This window comes from Marisediminitalea lipolytica (assembly GCF_001758465.1).
GTDB classification, from domain to species: Bacteria; Pseudomonadota; Gammaproteobacteria; order Enterobacterales; family Alteromonadaceae; genus Alteromonas; species Alteromonas lipolytica.
In genome coordinates this window covers 94,548-120,102 of sequence record NZ_MJIC01000001.1, presented here as the reverse complement: position 1 = coordinate 120,102, position 25,555 = coordinate 94,548, and the positions used below count along the sequence as shown (strand labels likewise).

Below are 25,555 nucleotides of genomic sequence, written 5' to 3'. Positions count from 1 at the left end.
GTAACGAAACCGCGGAGTATACAGCGTACATCAGCAATTAGAAAACCCTCTTGTGTATTTCACCCAGAAGGTTTCGTATCACGTTTTAGTTCAACCCGCATGGCCAGCAATGAGCCCGGCTTACGACTTAAATTCCGCCGGAAACACGTTAAGCTCAAATCCCCATAAGGCTGGCAATAAAAAGTACACCGCCAGCGTTAACAAAATTATAGAGATAAAGTTCATCCATATCCCGGTTTTGAACATATCCGCGATTTTAAGATAACCGGAGCCAAAGACTATGGCATTGGGTGGTGTAGCCACAGGCAACATGTAAGCACAGGAGGCCGCTACCGTCACAGCCACCATCAGCGTATAAGGGTGCACATCCAGCGCCAGTGCCATAGGCGCTAATATTGGTAACAGCACAGTGGTGGTGGCAAGGTTTGAGGTAATTTCGGTCAGGAAATTCACCGCCGCTATCAAAATAGCCACCAGCAGGAACAAGGGTAAGGCCTCCAGCAAGACCAGATGCTGACCGATCCAGCTCGCCAGCCCGGATTTTTGAAATCCACCGGCAATAGCGATGCCGCCACCAAACAGCACAATGGTTCCCCAGGGCATTCTGACCGCTTCTTCCCAGGTCATAATGGGTTGCTTGCGGTCTTTAGAAGACAGCATAAACAGTACCGACGCCGCACTAATTGCGATAATGGTGTCATCCAACTGTGGTACAAAGTTTTGCAGATAAGAGCGGAATACCCATAAGAAAGCCGTACCAACAAACACCGTCAGAACCACTTTTTCTTCATAGCTCATTGACCCCAGCTCAGCGCGAAGACGAGCGATTTCTTGCCGTCCGCCGGGAAACTGACTGCCCTGACAGGCAAAGGCGAAGCGGGTTAAATACACCCAGCAAATGGTCAGTAACACCACACTTATGGGAAAGCCAAACATAAACCAGGTGGCAAAACTAATATCGATGCCATAGATTTGCTGCAGAATGCCGGCCAGCACCAGATTAGGCGGCGTACCAATCAGGGTAGCCATACCGCCAATCGACGCCGAATAGGCGATCGCCAGCATGAGCGCCTTACTGAATCGTTCCCCCTCTTTCACATCAATGGCCGAATGCCCCAAAAACTGGCTGGCCACCGCCACACCAATGGGCAGCATCATCACCGTAGTAGCCGTATTGGAGATCCACATGGAAAGAAACGCGGTAGACAGCATAAAGCCCAGAATAATCCGCGGCACGTTGTTGCCCACAAGATAAATTATATTAAGTGCAATGCGCCGGTGCAGGTTCCAGCGCTCTATGGCAATGGCCAGAATAAAGCCGCCCATGTACAAAAATATATATTTGTGACCATAAGATGCCGTGACATCACCGATTTTTACGCCACCGAATAAGGGCAGCAACACAATGGGCAGCAAAGCTGTAACGCTAATGGGGATCGCTTCGGTGATCCACCAGATAGCCACCCACAGCGTAACTGCCAGCACGGCAACGCCCTGCTGACTTAAATTATCCGGGCTGAAGCCCAACAGAATACCCAAAAAAACGACTGGTCCCAGCCCCAGTCCGACTTGCCTGGTAGAAAGCGCCATAAGAAAAAACAACGAATTGTTATAATAGTAATGCCATTATAAGAACAAAAATCCACCATAAATCAAGCACTCTGATTTAACTAACCTATCTGGCAGGCATAACATCAGGGTGAATGTCGTGGTAAATCCGGTTACCGGCGTTATTTGAACTGGCAAAGGCCAAAATTTATTCCATACTCAAAAAAAGCACCAACACACCTGCGAACATGTGGCAATTTATCAGCGAGCAAATCAGTGAACATTCCGGTCATTTATTTGTCTGTCAGAACCGACAACCTGTACCCGGCGGTGACACCCATCAGTGCGCGGTGATCCGTGACGACAGCCGGCGTTATTTTGTCAAATACCGGCAGATAAATAGTCCGCTCAACACCGAACTGGATGCAGAAGCCGATGGCTTAAAGGCGCTTGCTGTAAGTGCTTGTATCCATACCCCCAAGGTGATTTGCCATGGCGTTGTGGAAGAAAACCACAAACATTATGAATATCTGGTTTTACAATACCTTAAGCTGTCGCAGACCGTTAACGAAGACTGGCATACCTGTGGCAAAAAGATAGCTCACTTACATAAAACCACGGCTGGCGAATTCTATGGCTGGCCCCGGGATAACTTTATTGGTCGTTCACCACAAATCAATACCACTACCTCCTGTTGGGCAACATTTTTTGCTGAGAGCCGGATTGGTGTCATGCTTGAGCAACTCGCCCACGAAGGCCATGTGTGGTGCAACATTGATGTCTGCACCACGCAAATCTATCAGTTTTTAAAACCACACCAACCACAGCCATCGCTGTTACATGGCGATTTATGGAGCGGCAATGTGGGTTTTAGTCATCAACAACCCGTGGTGTTTGACCCCGCGGTTTACTATGGTGACAGAGAAACCGACATTGCTATGACAGAGCTCTTTGGGCGTTTACCTGAGGCGTTTTATCAGGGTTACAATGCCATCTGGCCGCTGCACGAGGATTATCCTCAACGGCGCAAACTTTATCAGCTTTACCATATCCTTAATCATGCCGTATTATTTGGTGGTCATTACCTGCAAGCTGCGCAGGACGATATCATTCAACTTAATCAACAGCTGTTATAGGAGCGTTTTTTGCGGGATTTCTGCTGGCGAAAAGCAACCGTGTCAGTCTGGCTGCTATTGCTTCTCTCAGGCTGCTCAGCGCCCGGAATTAATGATGATGTAAACGAATACGCGGCGCGATTAGCCCGGGTTCTGGATACTTCCGTACAACCAGAGCAACCACTTCCCACACTCCAGTATCCCGCGCGGGAATCCTTATACGCTGAGCCCGCGAGCGTGGAAATGAATCTCACCCGCTTTTATCAGTTGCAACAGTGCGAACTAGGCAATGTAGTTGCCCAGCGCAACACGGCACTGGGCAAGGTACAACATCTCTCCCAGCGGCTGATATATGAACAACACTTACTCGCCGCCCTGACAGACTGTATGAATTTTGTCCGCAGCAAAAAGGATGAAGACCACCAGGAATTGCTGGCAACACTTAACGCCTGGCACTCACTGAAACAACAGGCCTACCCTTTACACTGGGCAAACATGCTGCTTTTAAGTGACGAAACCAGAGCCGCATTCAACCGCCCCAGAGCTGATTTACTATATGGTGAGCAAATCGATATCGCCGGTCAGCTGGCCTTGTTTAAACAACTAAGCGATGCTGCCACGCCTTCAGCGCGTATTGAAAACCTCGAAGTTACGCTTCAGGCCATTGGTGTCACCCGTTTGCCTGCATCGGTCTGGCAAGCACAGCAATACCTGGCAACGGTACTGCCGGATCTGACCCAGCAGCTCGACCCGGCACTGGCAGCGGTAGCCTGCCCTGACGGCAGCGCTTCTGAACAGGCAAATATACTGCGTAACGTTTTTTATTTGTTTTTTATTGAGCGTATTCAGCCAGTGGGCGGCCGCATAAACGACTTTAATTATCAATTTGAAGCGCTGCTGTCCAGCTGGCAAAACGCCGCCTCGTTACCCCAACCTTTCAGAAAATTTATGCAACAGCAACAAGCGTATTTTGTCTCGTATCAGCAGGCAGTTCAGGCACACGTAAAATTATGGCAGCGCTTTTTATCTCGCTGTCATCTGTCACCCACTGCGCCCCGGGGGTAAGTTAAACCGCGTGTTGTAAAGACAGGTAAGAGCCAAGGCCAATAGTAAATAAAAAGCAGCCCCAGACAGAGTGCTCAATCACCACTACCACTGTTGAACGGCTTTGCAGGTAACGCAAACCAAACATGGCACCACCAATGGCAGAGAGACCGACCGCCAGCCAGTTACCGTAAATAGCATGGGCAAAACCAAACAAAAACGTACTGGCCCCCAAACGCATTGAGTGGGAGGGTAAAATCGATTTATACCGGTGAAAGAAAAATGTGCGGTAGATAATTTCTTGTGGGATCACCGAGAACAAGGGATACAGCAGCAGTGTTAGCAGCCACAGCGACGTTTGCTGAGCCGGCCAGTCGAGAAAAGACTCGGGTAAAAACCAGTACACCACGGCCGCCGTTGCCAGCGCCCAGGGCACAAACAGTTTAAATGAAGCAAGCAGATGTGGTTTGCCCTGCTGCCAGTTCCACAGCCGAAATCGCTTGAAGGATTGGTCAGACATGAGCAGCCACAGGCACATACCGCCTACCCCGGCCAGCAATACCAGCAGGTAAGGGCCAAAGTGTTGCACACCTACCCAAAACAGCAGCGGAAGAAAAATAAACAGGCTGATTAATTCCAGCCAACGCTTAAAATGCATTGCTCAAACACACCAATTCATGAAACTTTTATGACGACTTCATGAATTTTATACTAACTTTGCGTTACGAGCGATGCTTAAGCCTGTTTTTTGTACGTTTTACCAAACTCCCCATCAGCCATCAGGCCTTATCAGGAGTCTACTTTAACCGCATGCCCCAGCGTATCTGACAAAATCCGGCGGATTTCGTTACCCAGTTCGCGGAAGAAAACCCGACCCGGCGCCGTATTACGCCACACCAGACTATGCTGACGCTCGATAGGAGTATCCTTGAGCTCACACACGTGCAGTTCATCCGGCTGATGTAATTCAGAATGCACGTACAAACCAGGTAAAAAAGCAACGCCCATACCCATTACCACCATTTGCCGTAGCGTATCCAGACTGGTGCCTTCGTAGTCACGGGTAACCTGAGCACCAATTTTTAAGCACAATTCGTGAACCTGATGGTGAAAATGGTGAGCTTCTTCCAGTGTCAGTACGGTCTCACCGTGAATTTGTTCAGGTTCGATATACCGCAAGCCGGATAAAGCATGATCGCTTGGCACCACAAACTTTAAAGGTTCAACAAACAGCTTGCTGGCTACCAGTTGCGATGAATCCTGGGAGCCCGGGGAAATAATGATGTCAAAGTGCCCGTCAAACAGTCCCTGAACCAGCTGGGTAGGCGCCGCCTCGCGAACATAGAAACGCAATTTAGCATAGCGTTTGTGAAGCTGCGGCAAAATATAGGGCAAAAGGTACGGCCCCAGCGTTGGCGGTACGCCCAAACGATAAGTGGTTTGGTTGCCACCGGCGATATCACGGGCTTTTTCCTCAAAGCGAATAGACGCCTGCAAAACATCTTCGGCATGGGGCAACAGCGACCGGCCTTCTGGTGAAAGCAGTGTGCCACTGCGCGAACGCTCAAACAGTGCAATACCCAGGCTTTTTTCTAACACATTGATTTGTGAGGTAAGTGTTGGCTGACTAATGCCCAAAACCTGGGCCGCGCGCCGATAACTCAGCTCCCTGGCCAGAGCGACAAAATAACGAAATTGCGTATAGGTAACTGACTTTGTAGAGGCAACCATAAACTTAAGTCCAACATATCTTCACACTTTTATAGTTAAAAGCTATCACGAAGTAAACTATTTTTCTATTAACCTATCAGTTAAATTGGATTGGTACCTTATACAATATTCTATTTTTATATTTAGGAGTGACTAAATGGACCACGTAATCTCTGGCGTCGCGAAATTCCAAAAAGAAGTTTTCCCGGAAAAGAAAGCGGCCTTCAAAAAACTCGCCAATGGTCAAAATCCTGAAGTACTGTTTATTACTTGTTCGGATTCCCGTATTGACCCTAACCTGGTTACCCAAACAGAGCCGGGCGATCTGTTTATCTGCCGTAACGCGGGTAATGTTGTTCCTCCTCACAGCAATCAAACCGGCGGTATGACAGCATCTATCGAATTCGCCGTAGCGGCACTGGGCGTTACTCACATCGTAGTTTGTGGCCACTCGGATTGTGGCGCGATGAAAGGGGCGTTGGCGCCTGAAGGGTTAACCGCTCTGCCGCACGTAAAAGAATGGCTCGGTCACTGTCGTGTGGCAACCGAAGTGGTAAAAGAAAAATGTGGTTGCGATTCTCTGAATAAAGATGACCACCTGCAATTAGTTACCGAAGAAAACGTAGTGCAACAATTGCAGCACCTGCGTACTCACCCTGCTGTGGCAGCTAAAATTGCGACCGGTCAGGTTCAGTTACACGGTTGGTTCTATAACATCGAAACCGCCGAAGTACTGAGCTACGACGAAAAGACCGGTGAATTTGTTCCGATGGACTCTTCTTTTGCAACAGAGGAAGCGCTTGTTGCAAACAAATAACAGGGAGCGTTTGGCATGAAGTTAGACTTATCTTTTAGTGAATTTAAAAACGATCTGCCCGCCAGTATCGTCGTATTTTTTGTCGCACTTCCCCTTTGTCTCGGTATCGCGCTCGCCTCAGGAGCGCCTTTATTCTCCGGGGTAATTGCGGGTATTGTTGGCGGTATCGTCGTTGGTTTATTTAGTGGTTCACGCTTGGGTGTGAGCGGACCGGCGGCGGGTCTGGCCGTTATTGTGTTTGACGCCATCGCCACACTGGGCAGCTGGGAGTTATTCCTGGTTGCTGTTGTGCTATCCGGTGTAATTCAGCTGATTATGGGTTATGCCCGGGCTGGCTTTATCGCCTATTTTATCCCAACTTCGGTGATCACGGGCATGCTGGCTGGGATTGGTTTATTGATCATCCTTAAGCAGATCCCTTACCTGTTTGGCTGGCACGCCGACTTTTTGGGTGAAGAAGCCTTTGTCCATGCTAACGGCGAAAACACGTTTTCTGCCATCGAACATGCGCTCAATCTGATGTCGCCGGCGGCGATAATCATTTCAGGCGTATCGCTGGCATTGCTGGTTGTGTGGGATAAGTTTTTGGTGCCTCGTCATAAAATTTTCCAGTTAATCCAGGGCCCTATTGTTGTGGTACTGCTGGGTATTCTGGCTTCGGTGATGATGAGTCAGGCGGGCACGCCACTGGACCCAAGCATGCTGGTTTCGCTGCCAGTCATTAATAGCTTCAGCGATTTCACCAACGAGCTTTCGTTCCCGGCATTTTCACAAATGCTGAATATGGACGTACTGACCATTGCCATCGTGATGGCAGCAGTAGCCAGTATTGAAACCCTTTTGTGTGTGGAAGCCACGGATAAACTGGATCCACAAAAGAACGTAACGCCAACTAACCGCGAGTTGAAAGCTCAGGGTATCGGTAACATTATCTCTGGTTTGGTAGGTGGTTTACCTATTACTCAGGTTATTGTGCGTAGCTCGGCTAATATCGCCTTTGGCGGTAAAACCAAGCTGTCAGCCATTATGCACGGTATCTTCCTGTTAGTGGCAGTACTGGCCATTTCGACCATGCTTAACCTGATACCACTGGCTTCACTGGCAGCAATCCTGATTGTGGTTGGCTATAAGCTGACCAAACCAGTTATGTTTAAAATCATGTACAAGAATGGTTGGGAGCAATTCCTGCCGTTTATAACTACCATCGCAGTAATGATTTTTACCGACCTGTTAACTGGTGTATTTGCAGGCCTGGGTGTGAGCATCTTCTTTACCCTGAAAAGCAGCTTCCTTAATGCTTATCAGTTTAAAGAAACTATCAATGAAGATCATGGTGAGACTACCCACCATATTGTGTTGGCTGAAGATGTCTCGTTCTTTAACAAGCCCAGTATTCTGAAAAAACTTAACTCGATTCCGGGTAACTCAAAAGTCGTGTTGGATTTTTCAAATACCAAGTCCATCGCTTTTGATGTGAAAGAGATGATTAAAGACTACATTGATCAGGCTCATTCAAAAAATATACAGGTTGAAACCATTAAGTTCTAACCTTCACCTTAATAAGCCGGACACCCCAACCTGTCTGGCTTACAACACGGTGCAGTTAACGTAAAAGGCAGCCATTTGGCTGCCTTTTTGTTATGTCTGTCCAACAATTGTTGAATAAAACCTTTCTCTCTTATAGCTTTTAACTATCACGAGCTCAACTATTTTTCTATGAGCCCATTATATAACAATTAATTAACATTTATTAATGTCAAGCTAACAATTGAGGGTTACACATTATGGATCACGTCATATCTGGTGTTGCTAAGTTCCAAAGAGAAGTTTTCCCTGGTCAGAAAGCCGCATTCAAAAAACTGGCCAATGGCCAAAACCCTGAAGTCTTGTTTATCACCTGTTCCGACTCACGCATCGACCCTAACCTGGTTACTCAAACCGGTCCGGGCGATTTGTTTATCTGCCGTAATGCCGGCAACGTAGTACCGCCACACAGCAACGAAACTGGCGGTATGACTGCCTCTATCGAGTTTGCGGTTGCCGCACTGGGCGTAACCCATATCATCATCTGTGGTCACTCTGATTGCGGTGCCATGAAAGGTGCAATCAATACCGAAGCACTCTCTTCCCTGCCCCATGTTAAAGAATGGCTGGGTCACTGCCGGGTTGCTACTGAAGTGGTAAAAGAGAAATGCGGTTGTGATAAACTGAACGCAGAAGATCATTTACAGTTAGTTACCGAAGAAAATGTGGTACAACAGTTACAACACATCAAAACTCATCCGGCGGTCGCTGCAAAGCTAGCCACCGGACAGGTAAAACTGCATGGCTGGTTTTACAACATCGAAACTGCAGAAGTCACCTGTTATCAGGAAGAAACCGGTAAGTTTGGCCCTATGGACGAAAAATATGCCGTCGAGCTGGTTTCTAAACACAAGTAAACCTAACAACTGTAAAGGAAAAGTCATGAAGAACTTATTTGCTAATGTTCGTGGCGATATAACCGGCGGTATTACCGCCGGCGTAGTTGCACTGCCACTGGCACTGGCGCTGGGCGTTGCGTCTGGTGTTGGTCCGATGGCAGGTATGTATGGCGCCATTGCGGTGGGCTTTTTTGCGGCACTGTTCGGTGGTACACCATCACAAATCTCCGGCCCGACCGGGCCAATGGTGGTGGTACTGGCCGGTTTATTTGCCAGTTTATCGGGCGACGTAGAGCTTATTTTTACTGCCGTTTTACTGGCGGGTTTATTCCAGATTTTATTTGGTTTTCTGGGCATAGGTAACTACATTCGTTTAGTGCCCTACCCGGTTATTTCTGGCTTTATGTCGGGGATCGGGGCCATTATTATTATTTTGCAGATTGGCCGTTTACTGGGTCATGAACCGCCAGGGGGAACTCTGGGCGCTCTGGGGTATATTCCTACCGCGCTGGCCGACATAAACTTTGCTACTCTGGCACTGGGTATCGGAACATTGGTGATTGCCTATAAATGGCCACCCAGCCTCGGTAAATATGTACCGGGCGCCCTGGCTGCGTTGATTATCGGTACCATTGTCAGCCTGTTCATTACCAATGTCCCCATTTTAGGCGAAATTCCAACCGGTCTGCCAAGCCTGCATCTGCCTACTTTTGAAAGCTCTACGCTGTTATTAGTACTTGAGGCGGCGTTTATTCTGGCCATTCTGGGCGCTATCGACAGCCTGTTAACGTCACTGGTTGCCGACAACATGACCCGTACCCGTCACGACAGTTCCAAGGAACTGATTGGTCAGGGTATCGGTAATACGGTAGCAGGTCTGATTGGCGGTATTGCCGGTGCCGGCGCGACTATGCGTACCGTGGTTAACATTCGCAGCGGCGGTAAAGAACGGTTATCAGGCATGGTTCATGCGCTGGTATTACTGGCTGTTGTGCTTGGCCTGAGCCCACTGGCCAGTGCTATTCCGCATGCCGTGCTTGCCGGTATTCTGGTAAAAGTAGGCCTTGATATTGTGGACTGGAGCTACCTGAAACGTGCTCACAGCGGTCCGCGCTGGGACTTCGCGCTGATGCTGCTGGTACTGGGTTTAACCGTATTTGTAGACCTGATCACAGCCGTAGGCGTTGGTGTGGTATTAGCTGCACTGGCTTACGTTCGTCAGATTGCCCAGTTGCAAATTGAAGAACTGAAAAAAATTCCGGATACGCTCAACGATCCCAAAGAAAACGCCCTGCTTGAAAAAGCCCAGGGCAAGGTCAGTATCTTTAGTTTTGGCGGCCCGTTAAGCTTTGGTGCGGCGGCTGATTTAGGTCACCACGTGCGCGAGTGGGTTAAGCCTGGTTCCCGGGTACTCATTCTGGACTTCTCCAGGGTGCCCACCATGGACGTATCCGCTTCTATGGCCGTAGAGACAGTAACATCGGATGCCAAGAGTTCCGGCCGACAACTGATGGTTTGCGGCGCTTCCGATAAAATTAAAGAAGTGTTGGGCAATATCAATGCTTCCTCTGCGGAGATCCTCACTTATCCCACCTTACTTGAAGCTCTGGAGTCGGCGGTGTCGATTATCGAGGATAGTGGAAAAAAGTCACAGAAGCATGACGGCAGCTCCACACTGTCCCATGCTTAACATCTAATCGATAATATAAAGAGCGCCAACTGGCGCTCTTTTTTGTGCCTGGAAAAACAGATACCCCTTTGGTGCTTAGTCGGCTACACTAATTATGAAATATACGTAATAGCTGGACTTTGAAGTGGCTGATAATAATGGTGTTTTAGCGCGAATTCGTGACAAGTATACCGACTTGTCGCCCTCTGCGCGGGCTATCGCTAATTACCTGCAACAGTTTCCGCTGACCATAATCAGCGACTCCACCGCCGAAATTGCGGCCAAAACCAACACCTCAAAGGCCACGGTAAGTCGCCTGTTTCGTCAGTTAGGTTATGCCTCCCATCAGGACGCTAAACAGGATGTCGTATTACAACGGGATGCTGGCATCCCCGTCAAACAAACGCTGACTCAGCACGACTATATCGCCGCCGAATTAGGTAATTTACAACGCACGCTGGAATCTATTCCCGCTGAAGAAATTAATCAGATTGCCGCGATTCTGGCTAAAGCACCGCGCATCACGCTGATAGGTTATCGTAATAGTTACCCGGTAGCCCTGCACTGCCGCCAGCAACTTAAACAAATTCGCCCCAATGTGCGTTTATTGCCACAACCTGGTCAGAGCCTGAGTGAAGACTTAATGGATCTCGCCGAGGATGAGATAATTGTGGTGTTTGGCTTTCGCCGTCGTCCGCGTATTTTCGCCCGGATGATGGACGCTCTGCCACCGGAACGTACTATTTTGCTTACCGATCCCACCGGCCAGGTTTATCAGGATAAAGTAGACCACACACTGGTGTGTCAGTTGGGTAACCAGTTTGCTTTTGACAGTTATGCTGCGCCCATGAGCCTGGTATCGGTACTGTGTAATCAGGCCTATACCCTGCTCGGGGATGAAGGCGATAGCCGCGTCTCCACCATTACGCAAATGTACGCGCAAATGGGTGAGTTGGACCCCGAGTAACCCTATCACTGCGCCAGCTTAAATATCTTGAAACAATCATTTCGTTGGCGAACGAGCATTTCCCGATAAAATACGCACAATTCATAAGGATACTCTCAGAGGACGAGGACAGCATGCCTGACGCGCTAATGCTCAGTAATATCAGTAAATCATTTATCGATAAAACGGTACTCGATGAGCTGAACCTGGCCGTGCCCTACGGCAGTGTATTTGCCTTTCTGGGCAATAATGGCGAGGGAAAATCCACCACCATTCGTATCCTCACCGGCCTGGCCTCACCGGATAATGGCGAGGTTGTTATTTGTGGTGAACCACTGTTTAGCCGTCATCGGCGTTTACTACGTCGTACTCATGGGGTTAGCGTTAACTGTGCGGCGCTGTCATTAATTGGCGGACTCATCGATGCGCCAAGTCTCTACCCAAATCTTACGGCCGCCGAATTTTTGTCCATTGGCTGCCGTATTAAAGGCTTATCCCGTTCTGAAATCGCCCGGGTGTTATCCGTTGTATCATTACAATCCAGCGCAGACCGGGTAGTCGCCACGTTTTCTCTGGGCATGAAACAGCGCCTGGCCATCGCCCATGCTTTGCTGGGTAATCCCAAACTGCTGATCCTCGATGAACCCACCAACGGCTTGGATCCCAGCGGCATCCGCGATATCCGAAAACTGCTGGCGGAACTGCCTGCGACCACCGGTACCACGGTATTCTTTTCGACCCATAACCTGGATGAAGTAGAGAAAATGGCCACCCGATTTGCCGTGTTAAAAGCCGGCAGCATTCAGTTTGAGTCCGATATCACCCAGTGGAAGGCCAGCCAGCAACAGTGTCAGGTAATAGAAGTGGCGAAGCCTCAGCAGGCCCTCGCCTGTTTAACCGGGCAAGGTTTCAACGCTCGTCTGCTGGATAACGGCTTGGTTGAAATCGATACCATCACCCGGGAACAACAGGCTGCTATACATCGTTTATTAATTAAACATGACGTTGAAATTTACCAGTCTTACCACAAGAAACAGTCTTTAGAGCAATGGTTTACCGATGAACACACCCACTAGCATGCCGCAGCAACTTATTACGTTGTTTTACGTAGAAACCCTGAAACTCAAACGCACGTCGGTTGTACTAATGGTGTTTGTCTTGCCATTACTGGTCATTTTATTTTTGCTTGGGTTAGCACTTAAATCTCAGGATGTGAGTCTGTTTACCGCAGAAAACTGGCAAAAATGGTGGATGGGCGTCGCAGCATTATGGAGTTATTTTATGCTGCCACTGTTTATTGCGCTCATCAGCAGTGCCATAAACGGTAACGAGCATAAAAACGAGGGCTGGCGATTAATGCTTTCGTTACCGGTGAGTCTGACCGGACTGTACAGCGCAAAGTGTGTTTTGTCTGCCCTACTTACATTGCTGGCCAGTCTTATGCTGTGGTTTTACGGGCTGCTCGGGGCTGGTGCCTTAACACTCTTTGGTGCCCCCTTTGACCCCACAGCCGGTGCCATACTGCTCTTTTCAGTGCCATCGCTGTGGCTTGCAAGCCTTCCGGTACTGGTGATCCAGCACGCTATCAGCTGGCGCTTCGGCAATATTATCATTCCCCTATCAGTAGCGGTGGTTGCTACCATGGGTATCGTACAAATCGGCAGCTCCGAGTTTTGGGTGTATTACCCGTGGAGCTATATGATGATGGCCACACTGGCAGGCAACGATGAATTGCGCCAACAGGCTTTAGTCATAGCACCGGCGCTGGCCACGGCATTATTCTGGCTATCTGCGCAGTTTGCTGCCATTAACAAGCGCGCCGGTTAGGTCTCAGCCCGGCGCCTGACCGTTTTTCCTGGTTGCAAAACGTTAATTAAATTTACCCAAATTTAACAAACGTTTCACTTGACATATTCTTGAAACGATTGTTTCATGTACATATCACCTTGCAACACTTTTTACCATGAATCATCACTCCGTTAGTTCGCCTTTTGTGTGGCAACCAGCGACTAAAACGTCGCGCGCAGAAAATACTGCTTCTACTCAGCCTCAGCCGCTGAGTGGCGCCCGTTTAGCTGTCAAAGATTTGTTTCACATCTCAGGCACGCCGACAACGGCTGGTAATCCGGACTGGCTGGCATCTCATGCACAGACGAGTGAAACGGCCAGCGCCGTCACTAAACTTATCAATGCCGGCGCGAAGTTAGCGGGTAAAACCATTACTGACGAACTCGCTTACAGCTTAAACGGGCAAAACATACACTACGGAACACCGATTAACCCGGTTACGCCTGAGCGTTTACCCGGCGGTTCATCCAGTGGTTCGGCCGTTGCCGTATCGGCGGGGCTGGCTGATATTGGTTTAGGTACTGATACGGGCGGTTCTATCCGGGTACCGGCCAGCTATAACGGCCTCTTCGGGATGCGCCCCACCCATGGCCGCATCAGCGCCGATGGTCTGGTCGCACTCGCACCCGGTTTTGATACTGTTGGCGTAATGTGCGAAACGCTGACAGAACTCGAAAACAGCATGCAATGCCTGTTTGATGAACCAGCAGGCTATACACCAGAGCTGACTTCGCTGGTGGTTTACCAAAATGCTATCGACAGTTGTGAACACGCTGACGCAGCACAACAATGGCTCAGTGCATTACCGGTTGCCACCACACAAGGTGATTTTAGTGCACTGGAACAACTGCCCCTGGCAGAGACTTTCAGAGTGTTACAGGGCCGTGAAATCTGGCGCACCCACGGTGAATGGATCAGTACAATTAATCCAACTTTTGCGCCGGATATCGCCGAGCGATTTAACCAAAGCGCGCAGATCACCGATGCTGAAGTGGCCAGCGCCAAAGGCATTCAACAACAGGTACGTGAACTTATGGGCACGCTACTTGCTGAACAAAAAGCGATAGTTTTGCCAACCACGCCTGGCTGTGCGCCTTTGCTTTCGGCTACACCGGCGGCACTGACCGACTATCGCAAACAATTATTATCATTAACTGCCCTCGCCGGACTGGCGGGCTTACCTCAATTGCATTTGCCGTTATTTCGCCTGAATGACGCGCCCTGCGGACTGTCTCTGATTGGTCCGGCAAAGAGTGAAGCTGCCCTGTTCGCGTTGGCTCGTACCCTTACGGAATAATCAAAAAGCATGACAAAACAACAACACACTGCTTTTACTGCCCCGCACTATGCGGCATCAACAGTGGGCAACGAAATACTGCAACGCGGCGGCACCGCCATTGAAGCCATGGTGGCAGCGGCAGCGTCTATCGCGGTGGAATACCCGCACATGAACGGCCTGGGTGGCGACGGTTTCTGGCTGATCAGCGAACCGGGCAAAGCACCGGTAGCAATCGATGCCTGCGGCACCGCAGCGGCCATGGCGGACGGTGATTTTTATCAGGGTCTGGATGCCATTCCGTCACGTGGTGGAAAAGCGGCGCTGACCATGGCAGGTGCAGTAGCGGGTTGGCAAAAAGCACTGGAAATATCGAAAGACTGGCAATCCCCCATGCCATTGCAAGACCTGCTGGCAACGGCGATTAGTCAGGCTAACTGGGGCATCGAAGTGACTCAGAGTATGTCGGATGCCAGTGAAAAAACCTTTGACGATCTGGCCGGTGATGAAAACTTCGCACAATTTTTAATTAAAGGAAAAGCCCTTAAGAAAGGCAAGATTGTTAAGCTGACGCAGCTGGCTAATACCCTACAACGTTTAGCCGATAACGGCCTCGATGACTTTTATCACGGCGATATCGCCCGCGACTTAGCGGCCGATCTGGAAGCCGCCGGCTCCCCTATTCGCTTAAGTGATTTTGCTGAATACGAAGCCAAAGTCGTCACGCCGCTCAGCGTCACTACCTCGAAAGGCAAAATATATAACCTGCCAGCCCCTACCCAGGGCATTGCCTCGCTGATTATTCTGGCGCTTTACGATCGTGTAGTTGCGCAAGGCAGCAGCGATGCCGACATGGTGCATTTACTCATTGAATGCACCAAACAGGCCTTTATTAAACGTAATGAATACCTTACCGATCCGGGCCGCTTAAGTGTGGATCTCAGCGATTTTCTGACCGATGACGCCCTGGATGACATGGCCGCGCAAATCAGCCTGACGAAAGCGCTGCCCTGGCCACATGAAGCCAAACTGGGCGATACCATCTGGATGGGCGCCTGCGATAACGAAGGCCGCATGGTGAGCTACATCCAAAGCCTTTACTGGGAATACGGCAGCGGCGTAGTCAGCCCGAAAACCGGCATTGTGTGGAACAACCGTGGTACCTCATTCAGCCTGACTCCAGGCCATTTACAGCAGTTGAAGCCCGGCTTAAAGCCGTTTCATACGTTAAATCCAGCCTTTGCCGAGCTTAACGATGGACGGCGTATCAGCTACGGCACCATGGGCGGTGAAGGCCAGCCGCAAACCCAGGCAGCCTTGTTCAGCCGTTATGTGTATCACAACCAGCCGCTGGATAAAGCCATTGCCCTTGGCCGCTGGCTGCTGGGCCGCACCTGGGGCGATCAGTCGCACAACTTAAAAGTTGAACGCGACCTCAACGAATACGTGGGAGAGGATTTGCTAGGTCGCGGTCACGACATGGTCGTAGTGGATGCCTGTAACGAACTGATGGGTCATGCTGGTGCGGTAGTACTGCATACCGACAGCACCACCGAAGCCGCTACCGATCCGCGCAGCGACGGCAAAGCCTTCGCTCAGGCTTATGTAAACGAAGAATCAGGAGATACCGAGTAATGGAAACCCTTATGGAATTACTGCCAACGATTTTAGCGCTGATGGCCACCGGTGTATTTGCCGGTATTCTGGCCGGATTATTAGGCGTGGGTGGCGGTATTGTTATTGTGCCTGTGCTGTACTTTTTGTTTCAGGCATTAGGCGTATCCGCTGATTCTGCCATGCTGATTGCCACCGCCACCTCACTGGCCACCATTATTCCTACCTCGGTTAGCTCCATTCGCGCTCACCGCAAAAAAGGTAACGTCGACAGCGAGCTGCTGAAACGCTGGGGCCCGTTCATTCTGCTAGGCGTACTGCTGGGCAGCTACGCGGTAACCCAGGTAAATGGCGAAATTCTTACCTTATTATTTGGCACTATCGCCAGTCTGTCGGCCATCAATATGTTTGTGGGCAGCAAGAGCGCCTGGTTTAACGACCTGCCCGGCGCACTGGGTCAGCGCATTATTGCCATTTGCATCGGCTTATTCAGTTCCATGGTCGGTATTGGCGGCGGTACCTTAACCGTGCCCACCCTGACCTTTTGTAATTATCCGGCCCACCGCGCTGTAGGAACCGCGGCTGCCGTTGGCTTAATTATTTCGCTACCGGCGGCAGTCACTATGCTGATTTTAGGTCAGTCACCGGCTGATGCCCCCGAAGGCACTATTGGCCTGGTCAACCTGATTGGCTTTGCCGCCATCGTCCCCCTTACTGTGTTATTTGCACCGGTTGGCGCTGGCCTGGCCAGCAAACTGGATGCCGCAAAGCTCAAGAAAGTATTCGCCGTGGTATTGCTTATCACCGGTGTCAGAATGCTTGCTCAGAGCTTGCTCTAGGAGAAAAAATGAAACCCTTATCACTGCCTCCCCGCTTACTCATGGGCCCCGGCCCGATTAATTGTTATCCCCGGGTGTTAACGGCAATGTCGCAACAACTGGTAGGACAGTACGATCCGGCCATGACCGGCGCCATGAACGAAGTCATGGCACTGTACCGTCAGGTATTTAAAACCCAGAACCAGCAAACCATTCTGGTAGATGGTACCTCACGCGCTGGTATTGAAGCGGTGCTGGTGTCGGCGCTGGAACCCGGCGATAAAGTGCTGGTACCCATTTTTGGTCGCTTTGGCCACCTGCTGTGCGAAATTGCAGAACGTGCCGGTGCCGACGTACACAGCATTGAAGTGCCCTGGGGCGAAGTCTTCGAACCCGAGCAAATCGAGCAGGCCATTCGCGACGTGCAGCCAAAAATGCTGGCCATTGTACAGGGCGATACCTCTACTACCATGTTGCAGCCACTGGAGCATTTGGGTGAAATTTGCCGCCGTTACGATGTGCTGTTTTATTCAGATGCCACCGCATCGATTGGCGGTAACCCTTTTGAGACCGATGAATGGCAGCTCGATGCCGTTTCAGTGGGTTTACAAAAATGCCTTGGCGGTCCCTCTGGCAGTGCGCCGATTACCTTAAGCGACCGTTATGTTGAGCTGGTACGCAAGCGTCATCACGTTGAAGCCGGTATTCGCGAATCAGCTCACCAGTCAGGCTCAGGCAGCCGTATTCGCTCCAACTATTTTGATATTCCGATGCTGCTGGATTACTGGGGAGAAGAACGACTTAACCACCATACCGAAGCGGCCACCATGTTATTCAGTGCCCGCGAGTGCGCCATTAACTTAATTGAAGAAGGCATTGATAACAGCATCGCCCGCCACAAACTAAGCGGTGATGCCATGTTAGCCGGTATTCAGGCGCTTAACCTTGAGCCCTTCGGTAACCTGAAACACAAAATGCACAATGTGGTTGGTGTGGAAATTCCTGACGGCGTGGATGGCGAAAAAATTCGCCAGCAGTTGCTGCTGGATTTCAACATTGAAATCGGCACCAGCTTTGGACCGCTGAAAGGCCGCATCTGGCGCATCGGCACCATGGGTTATAACGCCCGTCAGGATGCGGTATTACATACCCTGCAATCGCTGGAAACCGTGTTGCGTCGCGCTGGTCACAAGCTGCCTGCTGGTGGCGGCGTAGATGCCGCGCTGGATACCTATGCAGCAGCCCGGGACGCTGCCATATGAACGACTTTGCCAGCCTGGCCAACCAGGTGATGTTACGTTGCGACCAGCTTGGTGCGATTACGCAATCGCCAGGCATGGTCGACCGTCGCTATCTGACCCCTCAGCATCGTCAGGCCAATGATGTAGTGGCGCTGTGGATGCGTGAGGCCGGGATGACCGTCTGGCAGGATGCCGCTGGCAACCAATGGGGCCGCTATCACAGCACCGATGCCAATGCCCGCTCTTTAGTACTCGGTAGCCATTTGGATACGGTGCCTAATGGCGGTAAGTACGACGGCATGCTGGGCGTTATCGCGCCGCTAGCCGCTGTCCAACACTGTTTTGATAACGGTATTCGCTTCCCCTTCCATATTGATATTGTGGGCTTTGGTGACGAAGAGGGCACCCGCTTTGGCTCTACCCTGCTGGGTAGCCGTGCCCTGACAGGCCGCTGGAAAGAAGACTGGCAGCTATTACGGGACGAGAATCACCTGTCGTTGCCCGAGGCCATGGCTGAATTTGGTTTGTCCTTTGAAAAAGTCGCCGATGCTACCATCGACCCTGCCAGCGTGCTGGGTTATCTGGAAGTTCACATTGAGCAAGGACCGGTACTGGAAGATAAAAACCTGCCGGTGGGCTGGGTTACCGCCATTGCCGGTGCCAAACGCTTAAACGTACAGGTCAATGGCATGGCTGGTCACGCTGGCACCGTGCCTATGGGTATGCGACAGGATGCCCTGACCGCAGCCAGTGAAATGGTGCTGGCGGTTGAATCCATTGCCAATCAGTTTGGCATTGTCGCCACTGTGGGGCGGCTTGAAACCAAACCCGGTGCGGTAAACGTGATCCCCGGTCAGGTGAATTTCTCGCTGGATATCCGCAGCGAACATGACCATAAACGGGATGCCGCGTTAAAGCTTATTCAGGAGATTTTCCGCGATGTGGCCGAGCGACGTAAAGTCGACGTTAACTGGCAGCAAAACCATCATGCCGATGCCGTGCACTGTGACCCTCATTTATCACAAACTTTAGCGCAAGCGATTCAGTTAAGCGGTTTACCTGCTGTCAGCCTGCCCTCAGGCGCGGGCCACGACGCCATGGCCATGGATGCTATCTGCCCGGTTAGTATGCTGTTTGTGCGCTGCAAAGGCGGCATCAGCCATCATCCGGGCGAATCGATAACAGCTGAAGATGTGGCAACAAGTTTGCAAGTTATTTATCAGTTCTTTAAGTCGTTTTCGCCCGTTGATTAGGGGCATTTTCAATAACCAGAAGGATAAAGTACGTGAAGATACCTAGAATTTATAATGATGCCGAAGGCAAAAGCCATTTTGGTGAAGCCGACATCCCGTTAAAAGACGGCGGTCCTATCGGCTTATTATCTGAGAAAATCCCCGCTGGTTCGATTATTTTTCGTGAAACGCCAGCCGATTATGATTTTAAATGGCATCCGGCCCCGGCCAGACAACTGCTGTTTATTTTAAAAGGCCGGGCAGAGTTTACCGTTTCATCCGGTGAGCGCCATGTGTACGGTGCTGGCGACGTATTATTGCTGGAAGACACCGAAGGCGAAGGTCACTGCAGCCGCGCCATGTACAACGAAGTGCGTCATTCTATTTTTGTGACTCTCCCTGAGGGCTTTCCTTACTAATTGCACCAAATGAGCGAATTAACCGGGCGACTGACTATTGTTGAGTCAGTTATGCCCTGCTCTGGTGCAACCGCAATTTTACCTTCCTCCCAACACCCAACCTCACATTTTATTATCCATTACTATCAATAACTTAAACCCCATTCGAATTACTGGACCAAATGGTCAGATTATTGCTTTACTTTCACTGTCTTATTTACAATTTTAGTGATTTCTATGTTCAGTGTGTGTTACCGGTGGCGATGTCACCGTTTAGTCGCTCCATTCCTGGCTAACCTGCTTGCTACCGGTCTGATGTTGTCATCTTCAGCGGCATTCAGCGCTGACATGGATAAGTGGTTTCGGCAATTTAAGCACAACGCCTCTGATCAGGCACTGTACCAACTTCTGTGGTCACTGCCTAAAGGCGGCGATTTACATCATCACCTCAGCGGTGCTGGTTTTAGCGAATGGTGGTATGACATCGCTACCCAGCCAGCACGCAATGGTGGTTATGTTTATTACACCAAAACCCGCTTGCTGCAATGTCATGGCTATGGTACCAACGAATATGGTCCTAATCCGCAAAACCTGCTGTTTCGTACCATTCAGGCGTCTACCTACCAAAACTTAAGCGAATGTGAGCAGCAAGAGTATGAGTTGCTCAGCGAGCTGGACGAACATAAAAAACAGGCTTTTTTCAATAGTATCCGCCTGGACAAAGCCCACGAAGGCCGCAATGAGTTTTTTGAAACCCACTGGCAAAGGTTAAACGAACTAACCAGTAATCCCCACATTGGTGCCTATATTTTGCTTAAAAATATGCAGGCATTTGCCGCCGAAGGCTTACAGTATCTGGAAACGCAGGTAAACGTAGATCGCAGCATCACGCCTGCTGGCGAACGGATGCCGCCTGAAGCTGCACTCAAAATCTACACCGATACACTGGCTTCAGATGCGGCCCGGCAAACCGGCGTCGTGGTTCGTTTCCAGTATGCGTTATTACGCTTTCTCCCACATGCTGAACAACATCTGCGCTGGATGTACGATTTTGTGGATAAACACCGCGATATTTACGTAGGCATTAACATGGTAGGCCGCGAAGATAACGACAAGGGTTATCCACTGCGATTTTTACCGGTGTTACGGGAACTACGCCGCAGTTACCCGGCAATCAATCTGGCTATTCATGCCGGAGAGGTGGACGAGCCGAACCAACACGTTAAAGATACCCTGCTGCTCGGTGCTCAGCGTATTGGTCATGGCCTTAATGCCATTACCGACGCGGATACCCTGCTGTTAATGCGCCATGGCCCCTACCTGATAGAAATTAACCTTATCAGCAATCGCTTGCTGGGCTACACGCCGGATTATGCAACACATCCTTTTCCCGAGTATCTGCGCACCAATATTCCGGTAGCACTGACAACCGACGACCGCGGTATGTGGGACAGCAGGCTGACCGACGAATATTTCGTTGCCGTTAAAGAATTTAACCTGTCCTGGCAGGAGCTCACCGGGCTTGCCAGACAGTCTTTACAACATAGCTTTTTAAACGCCACGGATAAACAGGCGGCGCTGGCAACCTACGAGCAGCGGCTAGGTAAATTTGCCGACACGCTTTCCCGGTCTGGTACCGGATCTTTGCCACAACCGCCTGCCAAGCGCCTGTTTATTTGCCAATATCAACCCACTTTGTGTCATCAAGGATAACGAATGTCACAGCATCACATTCTCTATGCATTGGAAGACCGCCCCAGCTTTATGATAAGTCTCACGGCGGCCGTGCAGCATGTTTTAGCCAGTTTTATAGGCGTAGTCACGCCCACCCTTATCATTGCGTCAGCTTTAGGTTTGCAGGCTGAGGTGCCCTATCTGGTCAGTATGGCTTTGCTGGTTACCGGCATTGGCACTTTTATTCAAACCCGGGGATTTGGTCCGGTCGGCAGCGGCCTGGTAGCCATTCAGGGAACCAGTTTTGCGTTTATCAGCGCATTGCTGATGGTGGGCACCACCATTAAAGCCCGGGGCGGCAGTAATGATGACATTCTTGCCATGATGCTGGGCGTCTGTTTCTGGGGCGCTTTTGTCGAAATTATTCTGAGTCAGTTTATCCAGCAAATAAAACGGGTCATAACACCTATCACCACCGGAGTAGTCATTATTGCCATAGGCATTTCGCTGATTAAGGTGGGCATGACCGACCTGGCTGGTGGCTTTAACAGCGACAGCTTTGGCAGCGTGACTAATTTGTCTCTCGGTCTTGGCGTATTACTGGTGATCATTTACTTTAACGCGCATAAAAATCGCTGGTTACGACTGTCTGCCATCTTCATTGGTATGTTTGTGGGCACCATCATGGCCTGGTTTGCGGGTATCACGGATTTTTCTAATCTGACCTCGTTACCCCTGTTCAGTTTTCCACAACCATTTAAATATGGTTTTCATTTTGACTGGGCTCTGTTTTTGCCCATTGCCCTGATTTATTTTTTCACCGCCATTGAAACGGCCGGCGATTTAACCGCCAACAGCTTGTTTTGTCAGTTACCCATTAAAGGTGACAAGTACTTAAAACGGATTCGGGCCGGGATTTTGGGCGATGGTATTAACTCGCTGCTGGCCGCGGTTTTTTGTACTTTCCCCAATACTACATTCGGGCAAAATAACGGCGTGATCCAAATGACCGGTATAGCCAGTCGTAAAGTCGGCTATTTTGTTGCTGCGGTATTTGTAGTGCTGGGGGTATTTCCTTTTATTGGTGCAATATTACAGGCGATTCCCAAGCCCGTGCTGGGTGGTGCAACCCTGGTCATGTTTTCCATGGTTGCCGTGGGAGGGGTAAAAATTCTTACCTGCGAACCGCTGAATCAGCGCAACAGTCTGATTACCGCCTGTTCTCTGGGCATGGGGCTTGGCGTAATGATGGTGGGTAACCTGCTTAGTCAGTTACCGCCCTGGCTTGGCAATATCTTTGTCTCCCCGGTCACTACCGCCGGGCTTACCGCGATAGTTTTAAGCCTGGTATTACCCGATGCAGAGCAGCCACAAATACCAGCAGAATCTCTCGAGGCGACGAAATAGTCACTTACCGGCATTGTAAACTGCACCGCCTCAGTGACGTAACAGCTTTGGTGCAATACTAAAGCCTAAGTCACTGAGATGGTGCAAAATCACCTGTACCCGTTGGCTTCGGGTCTTTATTTTTACATAACATTTTTACTCCTTAATTTTTCTTTAAATAAATCAGAAAATTAAAAACACAGCTCACCCTGACCAACTGGACAGGATTTTGGCATCAAACCTGCAATATTCCCCGCAGAAAATAATAATTTCATACACTCAAAAAATTCCAAAAGAGGAACACCATGAAAGTCAATAAGTTTGTTGTGAAGCCGCTGACTCTGGCTGTGACCACAGGATTAATGATGCTTGCCCCAACGGCAGCAATGGCTCAGGAAGAACCAACAGACGCAGAAATTGAAAAAATTGAAGTTAAGGGATCACTGGGTAGCTTACCCGGTCAGGATGTGGAAGCTGTTTTTGGTTTTGGTAAATCCATTCTTGAAACGCCTCGTTCAGCATCGACTATCTCTGATGAGCAAATGGAACGTTTTAACGTTTCTGATATTGACGAACTGGTCGCTTTTGCGCCGGGTACCTTTACCCAATCTTTCTTTGGTGTAGCTGGTTCACTGGATATTCGCGGTAACCCTGGTGAAGCCTATTTTCGCGGTGTGAAACGATTAGATAACCCGGGTAATTACCCTACCCCAATTGGTGCCTCAAGCCGGGTGGATATAGTCCGCGGCCCGGCATCGCCTATTTACGGCCCGGCAAAAATTGGTGGCTACCTGAACTTCAACCCTAAATCAGCCAAAGTTGGCCGGGGCAAATATATTGAAGCTCCTCAGGGAGCGATGTCCTACACCACAGGTTCCTGGGATAAAAGCGTGTTAACCGCTGAAGTAGGCGGCCCGGCAACCATCGCAGGCAAAGAAATGGGTTACTACATTTACGGCGAAGTAGAGAACTCAGGCAGTTATTACGACAACACCTCTACCGACCAAACCATTATTCAGGCTTCCTTTGACGTTGATCTCAGTGACAACCTGAACATTGAATTTGGTGGTATGTACCACGAATACGCAGGCAATCAGGTTGCTGGTTGGAACCGTCTGACTCAGGAACTTATTGATAACGGCACCTATGTTACCGGTACTGCTAAACCGCTGGATACCGATGGTGACGGCTCTATCTCACATCAGGAATACGATGCGGTAGAAAACCTGATCAACCCCTTTATCTTCACAGCAACACCCGCAGACTGGCCTGCCGACGGCTTTGATGATCTGATGGCGCTGGATAATCCGGGCACCGCAACACTCAAGGGTAATCAGGTACTGGTAGCCGCGGACGACCGATTAGAAAACGATGTCACCACGCTGTATTTTGATGTGGTGTATTACTCCGACTCTAACTGGGAAGTAAAGAACCAACTGTTCTATGAAGCCTACGAGAACATCAACGAAAATGCCTATGGATTTTCGCAGTTTCATGACAGCTGGGTGATTGAAGATAAGATTATATTTAGTGCGGATTTTGACTTTGATTCCCTGTATGCGCAGGTTCAGATCTCCCCCTCACTGCGCTACACCGACTTTGAACATGGCGACGATTTCCACCATGAGTTTTTTGACCGCCGCGACTTAACCATGCCGTCGACTGCACTGGACCGCCGGCTGTTATCCACCCGTATCGATGATGACTACACCGATTATTACATCGGTAACTATCTCGACCTGGGCATTGCTGTAATGACCGATTTAACCTGGGACTGGGGTCTTAACATCGTGCTGGGTGCCAGATACGACAGCGTGGATCTCGAGAGTTCTTTACCGGTTGATAAACTGCTGTTTGGCAATGGCTCTAACTCCCATATCAGTCTGTCTGCCGATGGCCAGAACATTCTTGGCTTTGGTGGTGAAGGCGATATTACTGCACCGGTTGCCGCTTCAAATACATTGGATGGTGTCTCCTGGAACACCAGTATTTCCTATAAAACCTCCTTTGGCTTAATCCCTTATATTACTGCGGCCGAACAAACTACACTGGTCGCAGGTCAGGGCGCAGAGATTTGGACTTCTAACATCGCTTCTGGTGCCGCTATGGATACCTCTGAATTGTTTGAATACGGTTTAAAAGGCTCCTTCCTTGATGACACTCTCTACTTTGCGATCGCGATTTACGAGCAGGAACGGACTGATTTCAACGCCCAAATGGTTATCACTAATAACGTGACCAAAAATGAAGGTGCCGAGGTAGAATTACGTTGGGTAGTTAACGAAAGCCTGGTAGTAACAGCGGGTTACAGTAATACCGAAGTAACCAACGTTACCGCACGTGATGTTGGCTATCAGTTTGGTTTCCTTGGTGCCGAAGACTTCCCTCAGTTAGACGACCCATCCGTAATTTACGGTGGTCTGCCAATTGGTAACTTTGCTGTAGGTCCAGGTTCATCGAATCCGGGCGCTATTAAAGCCGGTATTCCCGAAGATATTTATTCTTTGACCGCCACTTACGATTTTCAGAATGGTTACGCCACCAGCATTAGCGTAATAGATGCTGATTCGACTAAATCAGGTTTTTCAGGCGCTGTAACTCTACCTGCTTATACCCTGATCAATGCCGGTGTTTCATATCAGACTGAAAATTTCGCAGTTAACCTAACTGTTAAGAACCTGACCGATGAACGCTATTTCCGTTCAAACTTCCCGGATTTATTTGGCGGACAAATCGTGTTACCTGAATTACCACGTAATTTCAGTGCGAAGTTCTCTTATAAATTTTAAACTTAGT

21 protein-coding genes are annotated in these 25,555 nt (G+C 49.8%); 18 read left to right on the top strand and 3 right to left on the bottom strand.

What is annotated here, in order from left to right:
- Nucleotides 1-120: 120 nt before the first annotated feature.
- Complete coding sequence (locus BFC17_RS00525) at nt 121-1,590, bottom strand: SLC13 family permease (protein ID WP_070174511.1); 1,470 nt, start codon at nt 1,588-1,590, stop codon at nt 121-123.
- Between the two features lie 206 nt (nt 1,591-1,796).
- Between BFC17_RS00525 and BFC17_RS00520 the strand changes: the two genes are divergently transcribed.
- Nucleotides 1,797-2,684: a fructosamine kinase family protein gene (locus tag BFC17_RS00520; protein ID WP_070174510.1), complete on the top strand. Its 888-nt coding sequence runs from the start codon at nt 1,797-1,799 to the stop codon at nt 2,682-2,684.
- Between the two features lie 9 nt (nt 2,685-2,693).
- On the top strand, nt 2,694-3,728 hold the full coding sequence (locus BFC17_RS00515; protein ID WP_083271482.1) for a DUF3080 family protein: 1,035 nt from the start codon (nt 2,694-2,696) through the stop codon (nt 3,726-3,728).
- A gap of 1 nt (nt 3,729) precedes the next feature.
- Here BFC17_RS00515 and BFC17_RS00510 read toward each other — a convergent pair whose 3' ends face one another.
- Nucleotides 3,730-4,365 (bottom strand): CPBP family glutamic-type intramembrane protease, encoded by a 636-nt coding sequence (locus BFC17_RS00510; RefSeq protein ID WP_070174508.1) that lies wholly within the window; start codon nt 4,363-4,365, stop codon nt 3,730-3,732.
- A gap of 131 nt (nt 4,366-4,496) precedes the next feature.
- Nucleotides 4,497-5,438, bottom strand: coding sequence for a hydrogen peroxide-inducible genes activator (locus tag BFC17_RS00505; protein ID WP_070174507.1), 942 nt, complete (start codon nt 5,436-5,438; stop codon nt 4,497-4,499).
- 136 nt (nt 5,439-5,574) lie between these two features.
- On the opposite strand from BFC17_RS00505, the gene BFC17_RS00500 reads away from it, so the two are divergent.
- The 16 genes from BFC17_RS00500 (at nt 5,575) to BFC17_RS00425 (ending at nt 25,548) form a co-directional block, all read left to right on the top strand.
- Entirely contained in the window at nt 5,575-6,234 is a 660-nt protein-coding gene (locus BFC17_RS00500) for a carbonic anhydrase (RefSeq protein WP_070174506.1), read from the top strand.
- Nucleotides 6,235-6,249: 15 nt separating this feature from the next.
- Nucleotides 6,250-7,782 (top strand): SulP family inorganic anion transporter, encoded by a 1,533-nt coding sequence (locus tag BFC17_RS00495; RefSeq protein WP_070174505.1) that lies wholly within the window; start codon nt 6,250-6,252, stop codon nt 7,780-7,782.
- Between the two features lie 236 nt (nt 7,783-8,018).
- Nucleotides 8,019-8,675 (top strand): carbonic anhydrase, encoded by a 657-nt coding sequence (locus tag BFC17_RS00490; RefSeq protein ID WP_070174504.1) that lies wholly within the window; start codon nt 8,019-8,021, stop codon nt 8,673-8,675.
- A gap of 25 nt (nt 8,676-8,700) precedes the next feature.
- Nucleotides 8,701-10,347, top strand: a complete 1,647-nt coding sequence (locus BFC17_RS00485) for a SulP family inorganic anion transporter (protein ID WP_070174503.1) — start codon at nt 8,701-8,703, stop codon at nt 10,345-10,347.
- A gap of 124 nt (nt 10,348-10,471) precedes the next feature.
- Nucleotides 10,472-11,293, top strand: coding sequence for a MurR/RpiR family transcriptional regulator (locus BFC17_RS00480; protein WP_070174502.1), 822 nt, complete (start codon nt 10,472-10,474; stop codon nt 11,291-11,293).
- 113 nt (nt 11,294-11,406) lie between these two features.
- Entirely contained in the window at nt 11,407-12,348 is a 942-nt protein-coding gene (locus tag BFC17_RS00475) for an ABC transporter ATP-binding protein (protein ID WP_070174501.1), read from the top strand.
- Nucleotides 12,332-13,099: an ABC transporter permease gene (locus BFC17_RS00470; RefSeq protein WP_083271480.1), complete on the top strand. Its 768-nt coding sequence runs from the start codon at nt 12,332-12,334 to the stop codon at nt 13,097-13,099. Before BFC17_RS00475 ends, BFC17_RS00470 begins: the two co-directional genes overlap by 17 nt.
- Before the next feature lie 136 nt (nt 13,100-13,235).
- Nucleotides 13,236-14,417 carry an amidase gene (locus BFC17_RS00465; protein WP_070174499.1) on the top strand — a complete coding sequence of 394 codons (1,182 nt, stop codon included), beginning with the start codon at nt 13,236-13,238 and terminating at the stop codon, nt 14,415-14,417.
- A 9-nt stretch (nt 14,418-14,426) separates the two neighbouring features.
- Entirely contained in the window at nt 14,427-16,031 is a 1,605-nt protein-coding gene (locus tag BFC17_RS00460) for a gamma-glutamyltransferase family protein (protein WP_070174498.1), read from the top strand.
- On the top strand, nt 16,031-16,849 hold the full coding sequence (locus tag BFC17_RS00455; RefSeq protein ID WP_070174497.1) for a sulfite exporter TauE/SafE family protein: 819 nt from the start codon (nt 16,031-16,033) through the stop codon (nt 16,847-16,849). Before BFC17_RS00460 ends, BFC17_RS00455 begins: the two co-directional genes overlap by 1 nt.
- 8 nt (nt 16,850-16,857) lie before the next feature.
- On the top strand, nt 16,858-18,090 hold the full coding sequence (locus BFC17_RS00450) for a pyridoxal-phosphate-dependent aminotransferase family protein (RefSeq protein WP_070174496.1): 1,233 nt from the start codon (nt 16,858-16,860) through the stop codon (nt 18,088-18,090).
- The gene (locus BFC17_RS00445) at nt 18,087-19,322 is read left to right on the top strand and encodes an allantoate amidohydrolase (RefSeq protein WP_070174495.1); all 1,236 of its coding nucleotides are present in this window, start codon (nt 18,087-18,089) and stop codon (nt 19,320-19,322) included. Before BFC17_RS00450 ends, BFC17_RS00445 begins: the two co-directional genes overlap by 4 nt.
- A gap of 32 nt (nt 19,323-19,354) precedes the next feature.
- Nucleotides 19,355-19,720, top strand: a complete 366-nt coding sequence (locus tag BFC17_RS00440; RefSeq protein WP_070174494.1) for an AraC family ligand binding domain-containing protein — start codon at nt 19,355-19,357, stop codon at nt 19,718-19,720.
- A 216-nt stretch (nt 19,721-19,936) separates the two neighbouring features.
- Nucleotides 19,937-21,412 (top strand): adenosine deaminase family protein, encoded by a 1,476-nt coding sequence (locus BFC17_RS00435; RefSeq protein WP_070174493.1) that lies wholly within the window; start codon nt 19,937-19,939, stop codon nt 21,410-21,412.
- Between the two features lie 3 nt (nt 21,413-21,415).
- The gene (locus BFC17_RS00430) at nt 21,416-22,780 is read left to right on the top strand and encodes a uracil-xanthine permease family protein (protein ID WP_070174492.1); all 1,365 of its coding nucleotides are present in this window, start codon (nt 21,416-21,418) and stop codon (nt 22,778-22,780) included.
- 284 nt (nt 22,781-23,064) lie between these two features.
- The gene (locus tag BFC17_RS00425) at nt 23,065-25,548 is read left to right on the top strand and encodes a TonB-dependent siderophore receptor (protein ID WP_070174491.1); all 2,484 of its coding nucleotides are present in this window, start codon (nt 23,065-23,067) and stop codon (nt 25,546-25,548) included.
- Nucleotides 25,549-25,555: the final 7 nt, after the last annotated feature.

What these genes read in the sequence shown, in the direction of transcription:
- BFC17_RS00525 (WP_070174511.1), bottom strand. Translation starts at nt 1,590, where the DNA reads ATGGCGCTTTCTACCAGGCAAGTCGGACTGGGGCTGGGACCAGTCGTT.
- BFC17_RS00520 (WP_070174510.1), top strand. Translation starts at nt 1,797, where the DNA reads ATGTGGCAATTTATCAGCGAGCAAATCAGTGAACATTCCGGTCATTTA.
- BFC17_RS00510 (WP_070174508.1), bottom strand. Translation starts at nt 4,365, where the DNA reads ATGCATTTTAAGCGTTGGCTGGAATTAATCAGCCTGTTTATTTTTCTT.
- BFC17_RS00505 (WP_070174507.1), bottom strand. Translation starts at nt 5,438, where the DNA reads ATGGTTGCCTCTACAAAGTCAGTTACCTATACGCAATTTCGTTATTTT.
- BFC17_RS00500 (WP_070174506.1), top strand. Translation starts at nt 5,575, where the DNA reads ATGGACCACGTAATCTCTGGCGTCGCGAAATTCCAAAAAGAAGTTTTC.
- BFC17_RS00495 (WP_070174505.1), top strand. Translation starts at nt 6,250, where the DNA reads ATGAAGTTAGACTTATCTTTTAGTGAATTTAAAAACGATCTGCCCGCC.
- BFC17_RS00490 (WP_070174504.1), top strand. Translation starts at nt 8,019, where the DNA reads ATGGATCACGTCATATCTGGTGTTGCTAAGTTCCAAAGAGAAGTTTTC.
- BFC17_RS00485 (WP_070174503.1), top strand. Translation starts at nt 8,701, where the DNA reads ATGAAGAACTTATTTGCTAATGTTCGTGGCGATATAACCGGCGGTATT.
- BFC17_RS00475 (WP_070174501.1), top strand. Translation starts at nt 11,407, where the DNA reads ATGCCTGACGCGCTAATGCTCAGTAATATCAGTAAATCATTTATCGAT.
- BFC17_RS00470 (WP_083271480.1), top strand. Translation starts at nt 12,332, where the DNA reads ATGAACACACCCACTAGCATGCCGCAGCAACTTATTACGTTGTTTTAC.
- BFC17_RS00465 (WP_070174499.1), top strand. Translation starts at nt 13,236, where the DNA reads ATGAATCATCACTCCGTTAGTTCGCCTTTTGTGTGGCAACCAGCGACT.
- BFC17_RS00460 (WP_070174498.1), top strand. Translation starts at nt 14,427, where the DNA reads ATGACAAAACAACAACACACTGCTTTTACTGCCCCGCACTATGCGGCA.
- BFC17_RS00455 (WP_070174497.1), top strand. Translation starts at nt 16,031, where the DNA reads ATGGAAACCCTTATGGAATTACTGCCAACGATTTTAGCGCTGATGGCC.
- BFC17_RS00450 (WP_070174496.1), top strand. Translation starts at nt 16,858, where the DNA reads ATGAAACCCTTATCACTGCCTCCCCGCTTACTCATGGGCCCCGGCCCG.
- BFC17_RS00445 (WP_070174495.1), top strand. Translation starts at nt 18,087, where the DNA reads ATGAACGACTTTGCCAGCCTGGCCAACCAGGTGATGTTACGTTGCGAC.
- BFC17_RS00435 (WP_070174493.1), top strand. Translation starts at nt 19,937, where the DNA reads ATGTTCAGTGTGTGTTACCGGTGGCGATGTCACCGTTTAGTCGCTCCA.
- BFC17_RS00430 (WP_070174492.1), top strand. Translation starts at nt 21,416, where the DNA reads ATGTCACAGCATCACATTCTCTATGCATTGGAAGACCGCCCCAGCTTT.
- BFC17_RS00425 (WP_070174491.1), top strand. Translation starts at nt 23,065, where the DNA reads ATGAAAGTCAATAAGTTTGTTGTGAAGCCGCTGACTCTGGCTGTGACC.